This window comes from Vibrio sp. Scap24 (assembly GCF_013394185.1).
In the GTDB taxonomy this organism is placed as follows: domain Bacteria; phylum Pseudomonadota; class Gammaproteobacteria; order Enterobacterales; family Vibrionaceae; genus Vibrio; species Vibrio pomeroyi.
Map to the genome: position 1 here is coordinate 3108957 of NZ_CP041332.1, position 22337 is coordinate 3131293.

At 44.0% G+C, this 22337-nt stretch carries 9 protein-coding genes; 7 read left to right on the plus strand and 2 right to left on the minus strand.

What is annotated here, in order from left to right; genetic code table 11:
• Positions 1–150 precede the first annotated feature (150 nt).
• From FLM53_RS13940 to FLM53_RS13955, 4 genes are all read left to right on the plus strand, one after another.
• Entirely contained in the window at positions 151–1398 is a 1248-nt protein-coding gene (locus FLM53_RS13940; RefSeq protein WP_176681591.1) for a paraquat-inducible protein A, read from the plus strand.
• A gap of 24 nt (positions 1399–1422) precedes the next feature.
• Positions 1423–3048 carry an intermembrane transport protein PqiB gene (pqiB, locus tag FLM53_RS13945; protein WP_176681590.1) on the plus strand — a complete coding sequence of 542 codons (1626 nt, stop codon included), beginning with the start codon at positions 1423–1425 and terminating at the stop codon, positions 3046–3048.
• A complete protein-coding gene (locus FLM53_RS13950) occupies positions 3048–3551 on the plus strand; it encodes a membrane integrity-associated transporter subunit PqiC (RefSeq protein WP_176681589.1) in 504 nt (167 codons plus the stop codon). The genes pqiB and FLM53_RS13950 overlap by 1 nt, the downstream gene beginning before the upstream one ends.
• 121 nt (positions 3552–3672) lie before the next feature.
• Positions 3673–3909 carry a hypothetical protein gene (locus tag FLM53_RS13955; RefSeq protein ID WP_176681588.1) on the plus strand — a complete coding sequence of 79 codons (237 nt, stop codon included), beginning with the start codon at positions 3673–3675 and terminating at the stop codon, positions 3907–3909.
• A 184-nt stretch (positions 3910–4093) separates the two neighbouring features.
• Here FLM53_RS13955 and FLM53_RS13960 read toward each other — a convergent pair whose 3' ends face one another.
• A complete protein-coding gene (locus tag FLM53_RS13960; RefSeq protein ID WP_176681587.1) occupies positions 4094–4717 on the minus strand; it encodes an HD-GYP domain-containing protein in 624 nt (207 codons plus the stop codon).
• 274 nt (positions 4718–4991) lie between these two features.
• Here FLM53_RS13960 and FLM53_RS13965 point away from each other — a divergent pair, with 274 nt between their 5' ends.
• On the plus strand, positions 4992–7334 hold the full coding sequence (locus FLM53_RS13965; RefSeq protein ID WP_176681586.1) for a hypothetical protein: 2343 nt from the start codon (positions 4992–4994) through the stop codon (positions 7332–7334).
• Positions 7335–7342: 8 nt separating this feature from the next.
• Positions 7343–9664 carry an Ig-like domain-containing protein gene (locus FLM53_RS13970; protein WP_176681585.1) on the plus strand — a complete coding sequence of 774 codons (2322 nt, stop codon included), beginning with the start codon at positions 7343–7345 and terminating at the stop codon, positions 9662–9664.
• 96 nt (positions 9665–9760) lie between these two features.
• Here FLM53_RS13970 and FLM53_RS13975 read toward each other — a convergent pair whose 3' ends face one another.
• The gene (locus FLM53_RS13975; protein WP_176681584.1) at positions 9761–11623 is read right to left on the minus strand and encodes a helix-turn-helix transcriptional regulator; all 1863 of its coding nucleotides are present in this window, start codon (positions 11621–11623) and stop codon (positions 9761–9763) included.
• Between the two features lie 309 nt (positions 11624–11932).
• Here FLM53_RS13975 and FLM53_RS13980 point away from each other — a divergent pair, with 309 nt between their 5' ends.
• The gene (locus tag FLM53_RS13980; RefSeq protein WP_176681971.1) at positions 11933–22324 is read left to right on the plus strand and encodes a DUF11 domain-containing protein; all 10392 of its coding nucleotides are present in this window, start codon (positions 11933–11935) and stop codon (positions 22322–22324) included.
• Positions 22325–22337: the final 13 nt, after the last annotated feature.

The following is a 22337-nucleotide window of genomic DNA, read 5'->3' on the forward strand; positions in this document are numbered from 1 at the left end:
GGCCATTCGGTCATCTCCTTTTTTATCTTTCCACCTCTCATTTCTAATATATCGCGTTCCTTTCGTTGTGTGCATATTGGCAAAAAATCCAACCCTTACTTATATTTACCTAGAGTGTCTAGTTGCTTATTAACATCAAAGGGGACGTCTTTGCCTGAACGTTTTACCAAGTCATGTCACGAATGCGGGCTGGTTAGTCAGTTTGAAGAGTTGTCTGCGGGCAGCGAAGCGTCATGTCCAAGATGTTCTCATACCTTGTCGAGTGTCGGGCAACACAAAGAGCAGGGTGTGATGGCTTATGCGGTCGCGAGTCTTATTACGTTGATAATGAGCCTCACTTTTCCTTATATGTCGTTCAGTGTTCAAGGAATTAGCCAACAGATTACCTTGTATCAAGCTGTCGATATGATGAATCGAATGGACAACAGCCTGATCGCCATCTTACTTTTTTTAGCCGTCATTCTTTTACCTGCGTACTTTTTAGTTTTGTCTCTTTGGTTTTATCTGCTTGTTGACCGAAATAAACACGTTGATTACGCATCCAATCGCTTTACGTTTTTGGCTTTGAAGTCATTAAGTTGGGCTAAGCCATGGTTGATGGTCGATGTGTTTTTAATTGGTGTGTTGGTGAGCTTGATTAAGATCGCGTCTTTGGCTGATGTCTCCATGGGCCTGTCGTTCTGGGCGTTTTGTATTTACGCCATGTTGGTGGTGAAGACGATTTCTTTGGTGGACTTTGATTGGTTATGGGATCGCTTAGTACCAACGAAAACCTCGCAAGATAAGATGGTAGGAAGCATTTTTCAGAATAAGCAGCATCTAGCCTGCCACATTTGCGGACAAGTACACAGCTACAGTGAGAGTACTCATCACTGCTCACGCTGCCACACGCACTTACATCGCTTTGAACCAATCAAAAACCTGCAGATAGCGTGGGCGCTGTTGTTTACTTCGGTGGTGTTTTATATCCCCGCCAACTTGTACCCGATGATGTATACCTCAGCTTTTGGAAGTAGCGAGGGCTCAACCATCATGGAAGGGGTTATCTTACTTTGGAATATGGGTTCATACCCTGTGGCACTTATTATTCTTATTGCGAGTGTTTTTATCCCAATGGCGAAGATGGTCGCTCTGGCTTATTTGTACTGGAATGCCAAAAGGGTTCATGGGCTCACAGAACAAAGGGCGAATCGTTACTTAAAGCTCTACCGCGTGACTGAATTTATTGGCCGTTGGTCGATGATCGATATTTTCGTTGTCGCCATCTTAGTGGCATTGGTTCAATTAGATGGCGTGATGGCTATTTATCCGGGCCCAGCGGCTCTGTCGTTTGCGTCGGTGGTCATCTTTACGATGTTGTCAGCGATGATTTTCGACTCCCGAATTATATGGAAGTAATCTCCCCAAAGAGGTGTGGGACATATGGAAAAGCAAAATACTTCAGATGCAAAAGTATCAAAAAAGAGCGAGCTGTCGCCAGTCTGGATAGTACCGATTATTGCAGTATTAGTCGGGTGTTGGATGCTATTTCAATACTTCAACAATCGTGGGCCAGAGATAACCCTTATCTTGCCGGATGCCTCGGGTATAGAGGCCGGAAAAACGGCGATTAAGTCTAAGAATGTCCATGTGGGAACCATTACTGATGTCGCTTTGAGCGAAGACTATGAATACATCATAGCGAAAGCACAGATCGACAAAAAAGCATCTCGCATGATCAATGCCGATACTCAATTCTGGGTCGTTGAGCCACATGTTGGTACCGATGGTATCAGTGGCCTAGAGACCATTTTGTCGGGCTCTTATATCGAGTTAAAACCGGGTAAATCGAGTGAGTCTCAGCTTAAGTTTGATGTGCTCGACACGCCACCTGTCGCGGGACCTGATACAAAAGGTATTCGTATTGTGGTGTCACATCATAAGGCGAATCAACTCAATGTCGGTGAGCCCGTGTTGCACCATGGTTTTGTTGTAGGACGTGTGGAAAAAACGAGTTTCGATTACCAAAAGAAAGAGGGAAAATACCAACTGTTTATCTTCGCGCCTTATGATGGGCTGATCTTCGAAAAGACTCAGTTTTGGCTCTCTTCTGGCATCGATGTGAGATTTGGTGCCAATGGTTTAGACGTCAACTTCGCATCGATAGAAAGCATATTGACCGGTGGGGTGAGCTTTGATGTCGCGGAGAGCATTAAGCCGGGTGCTCAAATCAAAGAGAACCTGCACGAGTATACGCTTTATGATAACTACGATGCGGTATTACAAGGCAAATACACCACTTCAATCGATTACGTATTGTTGTTTGAAGAGTCGGTTCGCGGTTTAAGGAAAGGTGCACCTGTAGAGTATCGTGGTGTACGCATTGGTACGGTGGATACGGTGCCGCTCCAGATTCGTATGGATAAAGATGGCAAGGTATCGAATCGTATTCCAATCCTAATCAAGCTTGAAATTGAGCGAGTATCGGAAGTCTTTAGAGCCGTGAATGCCAAAACCTTTGCAGAGCGGGTCAAACTGCAGATGGGAGAAGGGTTAAGAGCGACATTGAAAACAGGTAACTTGCTCACGGGCGCATTGTTTGTCGATATTAATTTCTATGAAGACGAAGACCCTTACGAACCAAGAGAGTTTGATGGTTATCCAGTATTCCCAGTGGTGGCTGGTGGATTAACTGAGATACAAAAGCAGATCACTGATTTTCTAACCAAGATTAATGAACTTCCTTTAGATGCAACCGTTGCTAATTTAAATAGCTCGCTCTCTTCTTTAGACACTACTTTGAAGAGCATGGATGAATTACTGGATAGTGAAGGTGCAAAAGCGTTACCTCAAGATCTGAGTGAAACCATGAAGCAACTTGAGGCGACCTTGGAAAGCTACGACAATGATTCCGACGCCTACGAGCAATTGATCAGTGCATCTGAAGAGTTAGAACATGTACTTAAAGAACTTCGCCCATTGATTAAAGTGTTAAATGACAAACCGAATGCACTGGTATTTGGTAGCGATGTTGAAGAGGACCCGATTCCAGTTAAGGGAGTGGAATAATGAGAAAGCTATTTATATCACTGGTTATGTCGGTCGGGCTCTTGGGATGTGCGGCTCCATCGGATGGCACTAACGCCTATCTCTTGCCGAAAAGTACTCTGGATAAACCCATCTTTAAGGTAAAAACTCGAGTAGAGCTACCGGATTACCTCGACACAATTGGCATCGCTTATCGCAAATCTGAAAATGAATTAGTTTCTGCGCGCAAGCATGTATGGGCGGAAAACCTAGAGGGGCTACTTGAAGAAAGGGTCAACAGTTCGAACGCTACGGGCGCTGCAGATAAAGAGCTGACGATTACTTTTGAGCAGTTCAATGGTTCTTATACTGGCAATGCAGAAGTGAAAGGAACTTGGGTGCTAAGCGAACAAGATGAAGAGCTTGCACGTGCTGATTTCGATTCTAAGGTGCCGTTGAAAGAAGCTGGTTATGAGGCGTTGGTTGAGGCGTTAGGTAAAGGGCTGGATGAGGTGTTGTCTGATATCCAGTCGCAGTTACCTTAAAGGTTATTTTTAGGGCTGTTTTCTATTTGGTTAATCTCGGTTTTCCTCGTTTGTTTGGTTGTTGATGGCTAAAGTAATTCCATCGAAAGAAAAAACGAATGATGAAATACAGAGGTGATGTATGAAAAAATTAATCGCACTAGGCCTAATGGCTCTTTCAATGAATACAGCGTTTGCAGCAGATGGTAATTACACAGGTACAATCGATATGAACCTGACAGCCCCGAATCAAACTAATGTAGAGCGTGTTGAATCAGAACCTGTATTACAAGGCCGCAATGAAGCATCTTCTGGTGGTTTAAAATTCCAAACTGACACACAAGATCACGCGATCGAGCTAACAGGTCGTCGAGATTAATCCAAAGCGTTAAGCATACTGGTTGAAGAGTCCGCGTTGTTGAACATTCTGAAAATGTTGTACGCGGACTTTTTTGTTTCTTTCCTATCCTAATATCCCACATAAATTTCTCAGTTCTTTGCAATCGACTTTTTGCTATTAACTATTTGTTCTCAATTTCTAGCTCTCAAGCTTTTGTGACCCGTTATGCCGCTTCTGCGAGTGAAGTGATGGCAATAAAGGCGATAAATTTGTCGACCAGAAGTGGGTTAAATTGTCCTTTCAATCTTTCATCAAACAGAATACGTAATGCTTTATCAGCGGGCATGCCTGTGCGGTAAGCTCTGGTTGAGGTCATAGCATCCCAAGTGTCGACCAGTGCAATAACTTGTCCAATCAAAGGATTCTCAGAACCTCTTAGGCGCAACGGGTATCCGTTTCCATCCCATCGTTCATGATGTAAAGAACCTAATATAGACGCCAGTTCTAGCTCAGGAACCTCTAACGTCATTGAGTAAGACTCTTCAACGTGTTTATTCATTACTTGGCGTTCTACAGGCGTTAACTTGCCTGTTTTGTGAAGCACAGCATCGGGCGTCCCCAGCTTTCCTAGATCGTGAACAAGAGCAGAATCGAAAATTAATTCTAACTGTTCTTCATTAAATTCTAAGTACTCGCTAAATGAATAAGAGAGTAAACACACCCTTAATGTGTGCTCGTAGGTTTCCATTGAATGTTGACGCATTGGCTGTAGCAACCTAAGTGCATCGAGTGAATGTTTGTGTTGTAGAGCGAGCGTGTACACGTGGTCAATCTTGGTTTGGTTCATAGCGGTTTGCCGTGTCAATGTGAATGAGTCGGGCAGTATGGAGAGGATGAGTAGAGGAGTTAACTTAATGTGATTGAATGTTTATTAAACAGTCTTTCTCGAAATTCATAGCGAGGTTTAGAAAAATTTAGAAGTTTGAAAGGTAATGAATTTTGAATTAATAGCTTTAACTTTCAATGGTTTAATTTTTAATAATGAATCATAGCTATTTAATGGAGTAGAAGTGAGACAAAGTTCACAATACAGCTCTACTTCATTAATCAGAGTGCTTTTAATGTATCTATTCAACAGTGATTTGTTGAAACGGAATTCAACACTAAATGTGTTTACCTCAGTCAGTTTAGCGGTATTGCTAGCGGGTTGTGGTGGTGAATCTAACTCCGGCGGAGAGCAAGGTATTATTGCATCTCCAACAGCATCAGCCTCGATTAGTGCTCAAGATATTCAAGATAACTCGCTGGTAGAACAAGGTTTCACTATTGACCTGACTGAGTATGTTTATACATCGAATAACCAAGATTTTGTCTTAACTAATGCTCGCTCTCTATCTGGTGATTCTTGCCAAGTTCAAGGTATTAGTGAAGGTAGTTTCAATGTCTATTCGTCTGACGTTAATGACTGCTTGTTTGAGTATGAAGTAGCGACTTCAGCTCGCACTTCAATGGCAACTTCATACGCTCGTGTTGCTATGGGGCAGAATTACTCGTCTACCACTCTTCCTCGTATGACAGCATCAACCATCGAATCACAGGTGGTGGTTGTAGATCTAGAGAGCGAGCTAGGTTCATCGTTACCTAGTGATGACTTTGTCCTGCAAGATAGTGTTATCAGCCTAGGTTCTGGTACTGCTCGCGTCTCTGGTACGCATCAGATTGAATTTACGCCAACAGCCAAAGGTCAAACCGAGGTGTATTACAGCTACCAAAACGGTGAGTCGATTCAACAAGGCTCACTGTCGATTGCGACTTCAGAAGATACTTACAATACCGCACCCACAGCGGAAGATTTCGCCTTTAGCGAGTTAGCGTTACTGGGTGAAAACATTGTGGTGGATGTAGCTGATTATATCTCAGATGTGGATCTCGATGATGTACAGCTTGTCGGCGTGCAGGACTTTAATTCAACAACATCACTTTACAATCCAGCCAATGTTACCAATACCCAGTTTGAGTTTTCTTCTACACAACCTGGCCCGCACGACGTGGCGTACACAGTAAGCGATCACATGGGTGGCTACACTACCGGATTGGCACGCATAGAAGTCGAACCAGATTTCTCTTTGATTCAAGATTGGGAAGATATTGTCACTCATGATCCTGTGATCAGCTCAGACATCCGCTTTTTCGCGCCAATGACAAAAGTGTATGCCGACTACGTTAATGCCCCTTATACAGGCACGTATGTCGAGAATGGCACACAAGGTTTGAAAGATGCTGAAATCGTAACTCAAACCCTTAGTCAAGCTCGTCAGTACTGCAAAGTCCGCGGCGGTCGTTTGCCTCTGCAACGAGAACTTGAAACGCTCGTCACCAACGAAACCAGTGCTTTCACTAACTACAATTGGCCAACAAGTAAGAAATATTGGACTGCAGAAAACGTCAGTGAAACAAACGCTGCCACTGTTCACTTAAATGATGGATCAATCGGCAACCAGTCAAAGACTGTTGGTATGTATACGACTTGTGTTGATTTGAGTAACTCGAGTGTGAGTGATTTTTCTGTCGATGTTTTAGTGAAAGAGCGAGTATCAAACCGCTATGAGTATGAAGTTCAAGTTCGTGACCCTGACGGTAATGCCGCACCTTTTGCGGACGTTGAATTAGAGTCCATCAATGAACGCGGTGTGTTTTTGAACCGTGAGCCAATGACTTCAGAAAGCACGAATGAGTTTGGTTTGTTGGAAGAATCGTATTTTGATATTTCATTCAGTGAAGAAGTACTTGCAGTGCGAATCAGCTCGCATGATGAACTCTATCCATTTATCCCTGTTGATGATGCGTTGGCGATAGACGTATCAGACCCTTCCCTTTGGAGTAGTGAAGAATATTGGAGTCAAAAAGTATATGCCCCTGATGAAGAGGGGTTGATGTTGATGCCAAATGTTGGGTATAGCAAGTTATTCCATATATATAAAATGCCATTTCTTGGTGACAACTTCGTTATTAGGTTCCGTGTTCAGAGTGACAGTAATTCGTCAAAAGGAGAATTTGCGGTCCTAATACAACAACTAGGTACTGATCAAACGACATGGCAGCAAGATGGGGTTATTAACACAGGGAATACCAGGCCTTACCCCGAAAATGAGCCAACCGCATTCGGGTTGAACGTTAATTTATACGGCTCAATGCCAGTCTCGCTATTTGAGGGGGGCCAAGTATCAAGTTCACAAAGTATGAACTTACGTGATTCAGACCGTTTCTACTGGTTCGATAAACGAGGTCAAAGAGTTTACGTTTACACGTCCACCACAGATCAGAGGCCAGCACAAGAATCAGGTTACTTTGATATATCTGGCAATGTCGATCTATCACAACCTTATTGGCTCTCTATCGGAGGAAAAAATGCCGATCCGTCCAAGAATTATCGAATCACTGAATTAGATATGGCTGCGTATTAGGAATGGTTATGAAATTAATAAATGTAAGTGTGATAACCCTAGGCATTTCTGCGCTGGCAGCTTGTGGGGGAGGCTCTGGTGATTCTGGTTCAACCTCTCAACCTCAACAACCATCTTCTCCATTAGAAGTACCTATTGAAGCTTCAGCAATTCAATCAAAAGCGTTGGTCAATATTGAGTCTCAAACTATTGTCAAAGTAGATTCAGACATTGATTTTCGTTTAACGTCAGTGACGCAAGTAAGCAATGGTAACTATTGTGATGTCATCTCAATTGAAGGTATGACGTTTACAACCTTATCTACTGAGGTTGGCGAATGCCAATTTGAATATAAAGTAGAACCCGTTGAGCAAGATGTTTACGCCGGGCACGCTTCATCACTCGCAAGGGTATCTGTCTCTGAAACAGCTGATAATAATACACTTCCGAATTTGTCAGAAACGACCAATATTGATTCGGCAGTGACTATAGATTTGTCTGAAGAGCTAAATAGTGAACTAGATACGTTAATATATATCGTGTCGGAAGAGGTGACTTTATTGGGAGCTGGTTCAGTTGAAGTCGACTCGCTAAATAATACGATCACATATACCCCGATCGATATTGGTGTGACACGCATTATGTACTCAATGAGTGATGGCTCTTCAACCAAACTAGGAAACATCGACGTAGCTGTCTCTGATACTGGCAATACACCACCAATCGCTAATGACTTTATTCGAGAAGGTAAGCTTGCCAAAGATATGTCGGTTGAAATTGACCTAACAGACTATGTCTCGGATGCAGAAGACAGCGTGATTTTAGACTCTGTACGCGCATATAATGCTGATACGGAAATTATCTCAACAACCGAGCACACTTTTACGTTTCAGTCGTCTGAACCTGGTCCACATGAGGTCGCATATACAGTGACAGACGGGCGTGGAGGCTATTCTGTTGGCCAAGTTTATATCGAAGTCGAACCTGACTTTAGTCTTGTGCAAGACTGGGAAGATATTACGATTTATGATTCAACGATAGGTGCTGATCTTACCTTTACGGCACCTGCAAGTAAGGTATTAGCGGACTACACGAATACCGATTATACAAGTTACCAAACTCAAGATGGGATTTCTGGCCCTAAGTCTTCGGAAGTTGTCACAATGAAATTAGAACAAGCGCAAGCTTATTGTGCAACACGAAATGGACGTCTACCGATAAGGCGTGAATGGGAATTACTTTTGGCGAATCAAGGTAACTTATTCGAGTCTCAAAACTGGCCAGCAGGGACTCTATTTTGGAGTGCGGACATGGCTTCTGAAGTATCAGGTACTAGCTTTGGTGCTACTAATGGAATTACGTCTGAATTTTCTAAGGTTGAAGGTGTAGGTTTCGCCACTTGTGTGATGTTAGACAGCGAAGCCGTTCAAGATTTTACGACAACATTAGAATATAGCTTTATCAATGGTATTAAGTTTAATCTAGATGGTGTTATTACAGATCCAGATGGCAACCTAGCACCTTTTCAAAACGTTAAATTAGTCTCTGAACGAAATAAGGGTGTATTTTCAAACTACCAATCGGAATTGGAAATAGTGACTGATGCTGCTGGATCGTTAAGCGACTCTTATACCGATACTTCATTCAATAATGCGGTACTTTCAGGTCATTCGAGTGCTTCGAAAGTTGATTCTATAGTTTTTGTTTCTGCATCAGAAGAAGCTCGTTTAGAAGTAACTGACGCTTCAATGTGGATTAGAGTAGCTCCTGAAGATATGAGTTTAAAAGCCATAGACTCGAATGGACTTCCAATCATGGACTATCGTGAAGGTGGAGAGATGTTGAGAAGCATCAATGTCTACCAAGAGGATTATTCGGGGGAGAACTTTGTTGTCTATATGAAGATCGTTGATCTCAACGGTAAACTTCCTATTTCAGGACGGTTTTCGTTTGCGATTCAACAAGAGTCTTCTGTGCCAAGCACTACATGGGGTAATACGTATTGGCCCTCATCAACACGAACCGAAAAATCATTTGAGATAATTAATGACTATTATGGTAGTGAAGCCAATATTGTCTCTGGTTGGGAGTTGTATGATTCAACACCGATGGATCTATCTACAATTGAGAGGCATTTGTGGATCCAAGTCAACGATGGGCAATTACTTATTTATAATTCGAGTACCGATGATAAGCCAGAAACCCCTGTTTATAAGGGAGCAATGGATTGGTCTGGTATTTTACCAAATGAGACGTATTGGGTTCAAATAGGTAGTCGAGTGGATACCGGAAATCCAAAATCAGAAATACTAAATACCTATGTTACCGATGCATATTTTACTAACTACTAAATAAAAATATCCTAGTAATTTGAATGTTTCTATTCGTAGATTGTAGAAGCCACCATTTATATGGTGGCTTTTTTATAATTATCGCATATCTAAAAATCAACCATATGTATTGATGAACGATATAACATGCTTATTACTAAGTAATTCTATTTTATCGATGGTTAATATGCAGTATCGGTATGATTTATTTTTAAAGGTGATATTGGACATCTCTTCTGTTGGCTCTGAGAACTTATAGATATCAAACCCGAGATTCTTCATTAGCTCTAATGCATTGGGGTTCTTGATGATCATCGAGTACTTTTTGATCTTATGATTTCTTGCTAAAAGCTTCATGTCAGCAACTAAGTTGGCGATTGAATGTTCACGCTTTTCAGAATGTCCGCTGACTACAATGTAGTTTAAGTCTTGATGAGAATCTAAAGAGCAAGCCTGCTTAATATGCAGGTTTTGATTTTGGTATTCATCAAATAACTCTTGATTGAAAAAGAAGCCCAAACTATGGCTGACAATATCTCCATCTTGGTTGACAATCTTTCTGCCATAAGCCTTTCTCTCACTGCAATACAAAAACAAATCGATAGTATCCAGCGCTGAAGGATCCACCTTTGTGTAATGTGAAATTAGCTTGATTCTATCGATTATGTCTTTGTCATTTTGGTCAGCCATTAATGGCATGATCTCAAATTCGCCATCATCCTTATCGATTTCACCTTTAGTGATCGATGATATACGGCTCTGAAATGAGAAAAAACGCTCACTAAGAAACTCATCAAGCAGTGTGTTTCCTTGTTCATCTTCTAAATCATATGACTTCAAGGTGCTATATAAATCGACACCAAGACAATCTAAAATTTTCAATGCTTTATAACTACTTGGTTTTACTTTACTGTTTTCCCAGCGATTCACAGTAACGACATCTACAGAGTTGAATTCATTATCTAAGTGATTGATGTATGCCGCGAAATCCTTTTGCGTTAATTTCAGCTTCTTGCGTGCTTCACGCAGTAAAAGTGGAAATGCTCTCATAGTAGAATATTCATCTTTGATTAGTGACATTACATGTCGATTAGTAAGAAAGTCTATTTTATCAATGGTTAATATACAGTGACAGTACGATTTGTTCTTGAATGTAATATTGTTTTTTTCTGATGATGGTTCAGAGAATTTAAATACTTCGAACCCAATACTCTTCATAACCTTAATAGCATTTGGATCTTTTACCAAGACGGAGTATGTCTTGATGTTACTATTTTTTGACAACAGTTTTATATCTGAAATTATATTCTCAATGGCATGATGCTTACTTTCTGCATGTGAGCTTGCATTCAAATAATTGAGATTTCTATTTGAGTTGAGTGAACAAGACAATTTGAGATCTATTTTCTTGCTCTTGTAGCTGGCGAATTGATCATCATCGAAAAAGAAACCAAGATTGTGGCTAACAATATCGCCATGCTTGTCGACTATTTTTTGACCATAAGCTCTTTTCTCGAAGTAATAGAGAAACAGATCGATCGACTCTAATGGCGAAAAGTCCATTTTAGTGAAGACCGAAAGCAGCCTCATTCTATCGATTACCGCGGTATCATTAACGTCAACCATGAGTGGTAAACTTTTATAGTCTGCCGTGTTGATTTTTTGATCAAGATTTGCCAAAGAAGCGATACGACTCTGAAACGAGCAGAAAGCCTCAGTCAGGAAGCCATCGATAATCGTCTCTTTTTGTTTTGGTTTAAAGCACTTTAAAGCGTCGTAGAGATCAACATCAAGGTAGTTGAGTAGCTTCAATGCTTTGTATGTACTTGGCTTTACCTTATTGTTTTCCCAACGATTTATCGTGACAACATCAACCGCATTAAACTCATCATCTAGGTGGTTTAAGTAGGTTGCAAATTCCGTTTGTGTAAATTTAAGTTCCTTTCTTAAGTTACGTAGCAACTGTGAAAAATCACTCATCTTAAAACACTAACCTTTTGATAATTAACTTAATACAGTTGATTCTAATTTAGACATCCGACTCGCTATTTAACATCGCCATCAATTTGTTTTTTGCGGATGTTAATTGTTCGGATTGTTTGAACTGTATGTTGCGCATGTCCCTAAAAGGCAAAATGCCAAATTAGTGACGTCAAATCTATGGCATTCCGCCTAGAGACTTGTCAATCTACTGTGAAGTGCGCGTTAATGTTCAGATACAACCTTGCCTTTTTCTTATCCATTTTATTGTTTCCATTCGCCTCCTATGCGGACACGACAGGCCTAGTCATGGATCTGTCTGTTGATAGTACGTCTTACGACAATGACCAGCAGGTGGTTTACACGCTTGTTCTTACGAATGAGTCGGATAGAAGCATCCATGATTTTGACGTTAAAGATGAGCTATTAGATATCTTAACGACAGATGATGAAGGGAATGAGGTCAACGCCTTTACTAAAGCGTCAATCCAAGCAGAGGCAACGCTTCTTTCATCGCCGGGCACTTACGATCGTTTGGGAAACTTAGAGGCGACTGACGTACGTATTACGGCGGGTGGCTCGGTGACCTATACGATGACCGCTACAGTCTCTAGTGATGCTGCGGGTACGATTGATAACGTCGCGAGTGCGAACTCTGGGCTATTGGATTCGGTGGACTCAAATACAGAATCCATTCAACGAGGTTTGTATGAACACGATGTTGTGGTGTCAGTAGATAAGACAAACTACCAACTGAATAAAGAACTGACGTATTCGATCAAGGTATCGAATACTGGCGATACGGTGATTCGAACGCTTGATGTTCAGGATGCTATTTCAGATATCAAGACACTCGACATTGATGGTGTTCTTCAACAGACCTTCACTAACAATGTGAACTCAGCTGTGGTACAAGGCGGGGAAAGTGATGCTGGTAACTTCAGTTCTTCAGGGGATTTGTCAGTCACAGATGCGTCGATAGATATTGGCGGATCTATCACCTACACAATTCGAACGACCGTTGCCGACAAACTCGTCGGCGACATTGTTAATGACAACATAACGGCAGAAACACGAGATGCGCAAGTCACTGGGAATGCAATCACTACGCCACCCACAGCGCCCAATCTCACTCTCAAACATACCTTGAACCAAACAGAGAACTATCTTGTTGACGATGAGTTCTCTTACACGGTTACTGTAACCAACCAAGCAAATTCCGGTATAGCTTATCGCTATTCTGTTCAGCAGTTACTTGCTGACTTAGAGACCGACTTAGGTAACGACATCAGCAATGATAAAAATGCTACCGATACCAAGGGGAATCCTTACGAATCTTGGACCAATCAAGTTATTGCTATTGGGCCAAACAGCACCTCTGAACTGGCCGCTAGCGGCGTTGAATCAAATAATTCACTGGATGATGTAGTCTCTATTTACCCTGGTGAGGAGATCCTTTACTCAGTTGAAGTCGATGTAAGCCCTGTTTCAATTGGCGAAATTCCTAAAGTTATCGCGCGTATAGTGGATGCTGAAGGCACGGCGGATTCTGCTGATGTGGTGACTAATCCTCTAGAGGCGCAAGAAGTTCTGAATTCTTCATCAAGCCAAATTACCCGCAACAAGAACACAACGGATACCACTTATGTCCCTGGAATATCGGGTGAAAATGAAGTGGTCTACGACATTGTTATCTCCAATAAAGACACTGAATTTTTCGCTAACGATGTTGAAGTGATCGACAAGTTCGCGTGTATCGTGACAGAGCAAGCCGATGGTACTACCGATTCTGCGTTTTCCGAGTGGAAGCTGGAAGTGGATGAAAGCAGCGGTGAGGGTTCTAACTATGGCTCATTTAATTATGGGGCTTGGACTACGAACGACATTAACCTAAAAGTCGATCTAGCACCTGAGGGCTTTGTTCACTACAAGCTAGCAGCAAGAGTAGCAGATACCAGTGTGGGTCAAATTGTTGATGATGGTACCGATGCAGGTCTTTGTTTGGGAGATAACCTGGGTGAGGCGGGTTCTGGCGTGCAAATGCCAAACTCCAAGTTAAAAGTACAGAAGGAAGTGGACTCTCGTTACTACTCTGCAGGTGGCACTCTTAACTATGAAATCACAGTAGAAAACAACGGTGACGGCTACGCGATCGATGTGCCTGTATACGATGACATTGCATCAATCATGACCAAATCAATCACGGATGAGCCTACCAAAGCGTACTTGAGTTGGGTTGTGACGGCGAAATCTTATGGCTCTGATGACTTAGTCTCAATAAACAGTGATCCCGGTTTTAGCGGTGAAATTTCAGGTAATCAGAGTAATAAGAACATCTTAGATGTGAAGGCGAAGCTAGCCCCACACGACAAAATCATTTATAGCATTGCAGCGGTGGTAAACCCGATTGCCGATGACGAGATTCGAAATGAAGTGACGGTAGATAGCGTGCTTTATTCCGACAGAGGTTCATATCCGAGGGACTACTACCTCGTATTGGATAAGCGTGTCGATGGCAACAACGAGCAAAATGCTTATACCGACACGACCAAGGAAGTCACTTATACAATCAGTGTTACTAACCCAGAAGGGAATGGTTTCGCGTCTAACATCAATATTAAAGATGAAATCAGCACGATAGAGGCTGAGTTACTGCATGAGCCGGGTGAAACCAAGCCCGTGTTCAAATCTTGGACGATCACGGCTGACAGAGAAGCGGCTTCTCCTTGGGTAAAAGCGGTCACCGATCCTGGAAAATTCTCAGACAACACTGACCTGAATGCCACGGCACAAATCCCACCAGGCGCAACCATCACTTATACCATTGTTGGCAAACTCGATCGTGACGTAGACAGTGAAATCCTGTGGGGCACGTTCACCAACACGGCAACAGTGACAGGCCCAGAAACCAACCTATCAGATACCGTTCGCACCTATCCTAACGAACCAAACCTCGTGGTTGCTAAGACAGCTCAAAATACCGATTTTGTGGTCGGTGAGCGTTCTACCTTCGATATCTATATTTATAACCGAGGCGTTGGCTACGCGAATGACGCAACGGTAAAAGACAGCATTTCAGCGCTTAACTTTTTTGATAGCTGGACTGTTGCCGGTTCAACCAACACCGATAAACCGGGATCTCGCTACGGTGACATCGCAGACAATACAGACATCGATACTGATGTGGATATCACTCCAGGAGGCTGGGTACATTACGAGGTGACAGGTGTTGTTAAGTCTGACTATGAAGAAGATCAAGTCTCTAACCGCGTTGATGTTTATGACCCAATCACAGACCGTGACCACAGCTCTTCTGCGCAGATAGATAACTCGAATAGTGCTTACGACATCAATGTGTCTTTATCGAAAACAACCGATGTGGTTCGCTACACACCGGGTGAAGATCTTACTTACACCATCGTCATTGGTAACAACGGTGATACCGATGAAACTGACCTTATCTTCATGGATCGATTGAGTGAGATAACCACCACGCTTGCCAATGATAAAGATGGTCAAGTGGAAGATCTTCTTGATCAAAATCCGTTTGAGTATTGGTCGGTTGATACTGGTTCGGGTTTCGGCCCGAATACCACTGATGATGTAGAGATCCCAATCTCAATAGACGCTAAAGATTTCGTGACCGTACGTATTAAAGCGCGTGTTAAAGACAATGCAGTATCGAATGGTGTCGTAGATCGAGACGGCGGTATCATCCGCAATGAAGCGGTGTTGATTCATGATGACGATGCGGGCTGTGCCGAAGATTGTGAGTTCGCAAAACGTGCCGTGGCTGAAAACCATCAAGTTCACAATAACGGTACCGTGGTTCGCACTACCAACATCAACCGTTACTCTCCCGGTGATGAGCTGACTTACACCATCAAATACAATTCTCAAGATGGACACGGCTATCGCAACAACGTCGATGTTAATGAACTGATCAATGATATCTCGGTTGAGTTACAAGACGGCACATCAGGCAATCCATTCTTCGATGATGCGGTGGGTACCAACAAGTTTACGGTTGCGGTGGCTAAGAGTGACCCAGCAAATGCAGGCACAACCGATGGTACAAAAGACGGTGAGGTTGTGGATGACACTAATATCGTGACCTCTATTGATATCGATGCTGGCGAAGACGTGACTTACACGGTAACCGGTACTGTTAGGCCTGACGTTGTCGGTGATATTCACTATCGAGATACAGTAGTGATCCCTGATGACTACCACTTAGATTTTGATAAAACCACCGATGAAGTGGTGTATGAGCCGGCTCAGACGGTGACTTATCGCTTGGTGATTGAGAATGACGGTAAAGGTAATGCTCATGACATTCCAATTGTCGATAACCTCAAAGATATTACCGTTGATCTCGTAGACGGCACGACTGGACCTGCGTATTCAACGTGGACTATTACCTCTATCGCAACGGGCACTGATTCTGAGTATGTCGATGCAGGCGCGGGGGCTGGCAAGGTTTATACATCAACAGACAGCAACCTAAACGAAGAAGCCGATATTCCTATGGGCGCCAAGCTTGAATACCAAGTGGTGGCAACCATCAACGACAAAGCCAATGGCGATATTATCAATGTGCTGACTGTCGATGGCGACACTATCTCTCACGATATCTCGCAAACCGTTCGTCAAATTGATTACGAAAAAAACATTCTTGATTACTACGATACCGATGGAAACAAGATTCCTGGAGCTACGAGCTACATGCCCGGTGGCTACATCGAGTATGAAATCTATATCGAAAATATCGCAACAGCGCACGTTGATGATATTAGCCTTCGTGATGACATCGACCAGATAACGACTCAATACTACGACGGAACTCGCGGGCCGGCGTTTGATAGCTGGACCATTGAAACATCTGCGGACAGTTCAGGGATCTCTGACCCTGATGTCGATAACTCGATCAAAGACAATCAACCTATTGATACGCACTTTGATATATCGGCAGACAACTTTGGCCGTGCAGTATCGTCACCGTTTGTGCGTTACGTCATCAAGGCCAAAATCAGTCCGAAAGCAGTGGGTTCATTCACTAACCGAGCGTATATCGATGAAGATGATGGTAACCAGTTCATTGCTGTTTCTCCACCAACGTCGATGTCAGAACCAGAGATAACATTCTCGAAAAAGGCGTTCTATGACGCAGGCTTCTCTTCGGCAAAGACAGAGTATTCTCAAGCCGCTGGTGAGGGTGAGGTTTATTACCGCGTTCAAATTAAGAACACTGGCAACGGCATTGAATATGGCTCTCATCTCGAAGATACCATCTCGGCAATTCAGACTCGTATTGCAGAAGATGCCTCGACTTCTGGCACTGACCCTGTAGGGCAACCATTTTTGTCTGGTTGGGAAGTGCAGTTAGAAAAAACGGCCGCGGCAGGTTCGATTACAGACGCGGTTGACTTTGTTTCTGGTAACAACGTTGATATTGATAACGACATTGTTATTGCGCCTCAAGAAAGCCTAACGTTCACAATCCATGCTGAGATTCGTGAGGATGCATTGGGTGAGATCCTCAATAAAGCGAGTTATGACGGCAGCATACGCAGTGCGAACCTGACACCGCTTGGCAATAATATCAGCGTTGAAAAACGCGTGGTGTCGATTAACGGCAACCCGTTCAATGATGGGGATACCTATTTGCCGGGTGACGAAGTTGAGTATGAATTCGTGGTCACTAACCCTGAAAACGGTTGGGCGAATGATATTCAGATCAAAGACACGGTAAAGGATATTCAAGTTGAGGTTATCGGCGGAACAATGGAGTCTGCCTTTGTTTCGGGCGATATCACTCACGAAGTCAGCAATGGTATTGATGCTAGCGTTGATACTTATGTTCCGAGCTATAACCCAAACAGTAACCTGAATATTGAAACCGATATTGCCGCAGGTGAAATACTGACGTTTAACTTAACTGGTGTTATCCGTGATGACGCTTTGGGAACTATCGAAGCCAACCGAGTGACGGCAGAAAATGAATCTGCGACATCAGAAGCGATTCCGCCACAAGCGGCTGAACTCGACTACTTCAAAACCTTGGTTTACACCGATGGTGAATCGGCGGGCTGTTCAGTGCCTTCAAACGATGGCAGTAGCTGTACTTATGCACCGCGTGGTGATGTTGAATATCAAGTTACGTTAGATAATACAGGCGATAGCATTGCCAATGATGTGCGTGTTATCGATGCCATTCATACCATCAAAACCGAAGACGGCGATGATGCGTTCTCTGACTGGGCAACAGCGATTGCGGTTGAGCCGGTTGGAACTTATGACGTGCAAGGTAACTACAATGGCAGTGTGCCATTGAATGCGACTGTCGATCTTCGCCCTGGCGAACGCATCGTGTTCGATGTCAAAGGCACGGTTTCAACATCGGCAACAGGCACCATTACCAATACGGCACAAGTGAACGGCGATGACACCAACGACATCGTACTTGACCCTGGTCGCTCGAATATCCTAATCGATAAGTGGACAGATACACCTACGTACGTACCCGGTGGAACTGTGAATTACTACATCGACATTACCAATGACGATGTGGATTCTGGCCTGTTCTCAATCCGCGACATCATTAGTGGCTTCGAAGTCGAAACTGTCGATGGTTCAATGCAAACCGCACTCACGGAGTGGAGCGTCGATTACGATGTCTTATACAACTCTGCACCATCGGATCCTAACGCGAATGATTTCTCAGAGTTAGACAAGCTCGTTGGGCAAAGCAGCCCAGACATCGATTTACCTGCTGAGTCAGTCAAGATGGCAGGGCGTGATGATGCGGGCACTGGCGGCGGTGACAAATACACGGTTGTTCGAATCCATGTTGAAGGCAAGGTTCGTGATGACGCGATTGGTCGCTTTACCAATACTGCATATCTGCGACATGGCTTGGACGATTCGAAAATAGCTCGCTTAAGAGAGGGTTACATCACGCCTCAACCGGGACAGTTGGTGCTAACCAAAGAAGCTACCCCTATTGCCGAGCCTGATGCTAAGTACCAGCCGGGTCAACCTATCTTCTACAAGATCACCGTGGCTAACACAGGTGAAGGTTACCTTGTGGATCAAGTCCTGACGGATCGTATCGATACCATCATGACAGAAGTGGCGAACAGCCCAGATCAAGAGCAAGCCCTTACCGGCAACTGGATCATCAGTGATGAACAGATTGATGGTAGTGGTGACCCAGCATTGAATGCTCGCAAGGATGTGTCTAATACCACTCAAGGTTACAGCGCCACTTACAGCATTCACCCCGGCGATAGCTATTCGTTTGTTGTCACTAATACCGTAAATGACAAAGCCAAAGGCGAGATCACCAACGTTGTTAAAGTGGCTGGCGATGATGGTGAATACACCGCAGACGCGACCTACATTCCAGAAGATGCACAAGTAGAGATCACTAAAGACGTTGATAAAGCGGAGTACCTTCCGGGAGAAACACTTCAGTACACCGTGACCGTTAAAAATAACGGTTTAGGTTGGGCTGAAGACGTTGTGATTGAAGATGCATTGAAATCGATTGAGACCACGATTGCTGGTGGTGAGACGAAGCAAGTCTTTGATCCTGCTTCAATCCAAATATCAGCCGTCTCGACAACAGGTGAAACGCCCGTACCAGACCCAACCAGTGGTGAAGACCTCAACGAGACGCTCGATATCGCACCGGAAGACAGTATTGTGTTCACGGTTCAAGTAACGACCAATGCACTTGCGACTGGTGATATCACCAATATGGCATCAGCGACCTTTGATGGCACAACCTTAGATGACTCGGCAACCAGTACTCCTGTATTGGCGACGGTTTCTATCGACAAGACTGTCGACACGTCATCTTATGAAGTGACCAAGCTGGTTAACTACGAGGTAACGGTAACCAATAGTTCTGATGCTTTTGCCTCTGATGTTCAGCTGCAAGACATCATCAGTGATATTGAAGTGGATACGACCGCAGACAAAAAAGAGTCAGCATTCCTGATGTGGGAAGTAAGTTTTGAAGCTTCAGATGACCGCACAGTGGTGACGCCGAAGACGTTTGAGTTGAGTGAAGACATCGACGTTAACATGGATGTGGCGCCACAAAGTACCGTGACATTCCATGTTAAGGCGTTGATTCGTACGACGGCGATTGGCGATATCAGTAACACGGCAACGATCACTTACAACGGCACACCGCAAGACTCAACGGTAGTCATGACACCGAAAGACTCTGAGTTTGTTGCGACGAAAACTAACGTACAAACCGAGTATGAGCCGGGTGGTGAGCTGGAATTCTTGATTACCATTGAAAACACCTCAAACAACTACATCAGTGACCTAAGTGTTGTTGATGATATGAGCACGATAGAGGTGGGCTATTACGATGGCACCACTGGGCCTGCCTTTGTTGCCGGAAGCACGTCTTTGGTTGTTGAATCAACCACGGTAGGTACGACGACTGAGCAAATAAGTCCGATTGAATACAGTGTGGATATTGCTCCGCACGGCACGGTTGTATTTCGCTCAAAAGGTACGGTAGTCGATACCGCGACTGGACGTATTATCAATACAGCGCAAGTCGACGGCGGCGATGTAGTTAGCCCTCCAGTTAACACTGTCGCGGCGGTTGTTCAAGCTGAGCTCTATACCGATGCGCCTTATTACGTACCGGGTGACCAAGTTGAGTATCACTTAGTAGTACAAAACATTGGTCGTGGCATTGCTAAAGATGTGGCGCTTTACACCCAGTTCTCTGAGTCAATGGGTGACTACATTGATGGCTCTCGCAGCAATGCTTTTGATGATTGGACACTAACAGCCTCATCGGAAGGGGCTGAAACGCAGCCGGGTACGTTTGATAACGATAAAGACCTCTTCACCTTGGTCGACATCGCGCCGGGCGGCAAGATTGACTACACCTTCACATTGACGGTCAACGAAGACATGTTGACCAACATCGATGTACTCGGCTACTACCTTGATTTAACCGGTAGCCCAACGGTGCGTGCTCGATCTAAAGGCATGTTGGCATCGGAAACCTCGATGCAGGCAGTAGCAGACCAAGTATCAGCTCTGGATCTACCTCCCGTGGGTGCAGATCTGATCGTCGAAAAGCGCTCAGACAAGCCTGAATACAACGAAGACGACGACAGTGTCACTTATTACTTAGCCGTGACCAACAATGGTTTAGGTAACGCTGCGAACGTGCGACTCACTGATGAGATCAGCGAACTGCAAAATAGCGTTGGCAACAAAGTCTTTACTGACTGGACTATTGAAGGCGTGGAAGTCGATGACACAGGTGCAGTGATTCAGCGTCATAGCTTCCCGTCGAGTAAAGATTTAGACACCACCGTTAACCTGAAGTCCCAAAAGCGAAATGCCTATGCGTTTGAAGTGGTGGGTACATTAGGCAAAGGTTTGGATGACGACATCACCAATACCTTTACGGCGACTGAATCTGACGGTACTGAAACCAGCGACAGCGTAACCACTCACATCAAGAAGATTCCGGACAACTCTGGGGAATTGGATCTGACCAAGTCGGCGCTGCAAGATACGGCGCAAGTCGGCGACGCGGTCGAGTACGAGATCATCGTTGAGAACAACAATGAATCTTACTTTAAGAACGTGACGGTAGAAGATAGCTACCCAGGTGGCTTGAAATACATAGTGGACACGTCAGAAATCGTGTTGAGCGGTATTGATGGTGAGTTTGGTACGGAAGACGATCAGGTTGTTTCTCAAGAGCCATCAGACACCGGCAAGCTTATGTTCACTTCGTTGAACTTTGATCCGGGCGAGAAGCTGCGTATTCGTTACTTATTGCGAGTATCGGTAGGAGCAACCTTTGGTGACTACATCAACACCGCAGTCGCGAAAGTGGATGGCTCGGCAGTTTCTAATGAAGACACCGCCAAAGTGACCGTAGAACCGGACAAGGTGTTCGATACCTCATCGATCATCGGTAAAGTCTTTGAAGATCACAACAAAGATGGATTCCAAGCGGATGCCACTGCGTTTGATGTTGAGTTAACTGCGAACCTAGCAACGCAAGGCTACATCGCTGATTCGACACACATCATTCGTGATGGACAAGACGTTGCTGTCGAAGATAGCGCAATAACCAATGCTCTTGAGCAAGGTTTGGATCTTGGCGATCTTTGGGGTCACTCAGTGAACCGAACACTGCCAGAAACCAGCAAAGTGGTTATTCAATTTAAAACTCGCACACAGCAGAGCTTTGATTTCTATGTCACGACCGATGCGGGCTCTCGTATCGAGTTTGATGCAGAAGGTCAGATTCAGTTTAAGCATGAATCCGATAAGAAGAAGGGACTGAGCGCGGAAAACCTCAACGTAACCAGAAACCTGTATCGCGATGGCGAGGATTACCTGTGGGAAATCGTTATCGAGAACAAAGGTATTTACGAAGATGGTATTCCGGGCGTTAAGTTGATGACGGTTGAGGGAATCGTTATTTACACAGACCAGTACGGTCGTTACCACGTGCCCGACCAATGGGTACTCAATAAGAAAGGTAAGAACTTCCTCGTGAAGTTGGACACTGATTCGCTATCCACCTCAATGGAAGTGGTGAGCGAAAACCCGAAAGTGTTGCGAATTACCCCGAACAAGCTCACCAAGTTCAACTTTAGCGTTCATCGCAAAGACCAAGAAAGTGAACAGAAGTAAGCCATTGGAACCG

What these genes read in the sequence shown, in the direction of transcription:
- FLM53_RS13975 (WP_176681584.1), bottom strand. Translation starts at nt 11,623, where the DNA reads ATGAGTGATTTTTCACAGTTGCTACGTAACTTAAGAAAGGAACTTAAA.
- FLM53_RS13960 (WP_176681587.1), bottom strand. Translation starts at nt 4,717, where the DNA reads ATGAACCAAACCAAGATTGACCACGTGTACACGCTCGCTCTACAACAC.
- pqiB (WP_176681590.1), top strand. Translation starts at nt 1,423, where the DNA reads ATGGAAAAGCAAAATACTTCAGATGCAAAAGTATCAAAAAAGAGCGAG.
- FLM53_RS13950 (WP_176681589.1), top strand. Translation starts at nt 3,048, where the DNA reads ATGAGAAAGCTATTTATATCACTGGTTATGTCGGTCGGGCTCTTGGGA.
- FLM53_RS13955 (WP_176681588.1), top strand. Translation starts at nt 3,673, where the DNA reads ATGAAAAAATTAATCGCACTAGGCCTAATGGCTCTTTCAATGAATACA.
- FLM53_RS13970 (WP_176681585.1), top strand. Translation starts at nt 7,343, where the DNA reads ATGAAATTAATAAATGTAAGTGTGATAACCCTAGGCATTTCTGCGCTG.
- FLM53_RS13965 (WP_176681586.1), top strand. Translation starts at nt 4,992, where the DNA reads ATGTATCTATTCAACAGTGATTTGTTGAAACGGAATTCAACACTAAAT.
- FLM53_RS13980 (WP_176681971.1), top strand. Translation starts at nt 11,933, where the DNA reads ATGGATCTGTCTGTTGATAGTACGTCTTACGACAATGACCAGCAGGTG.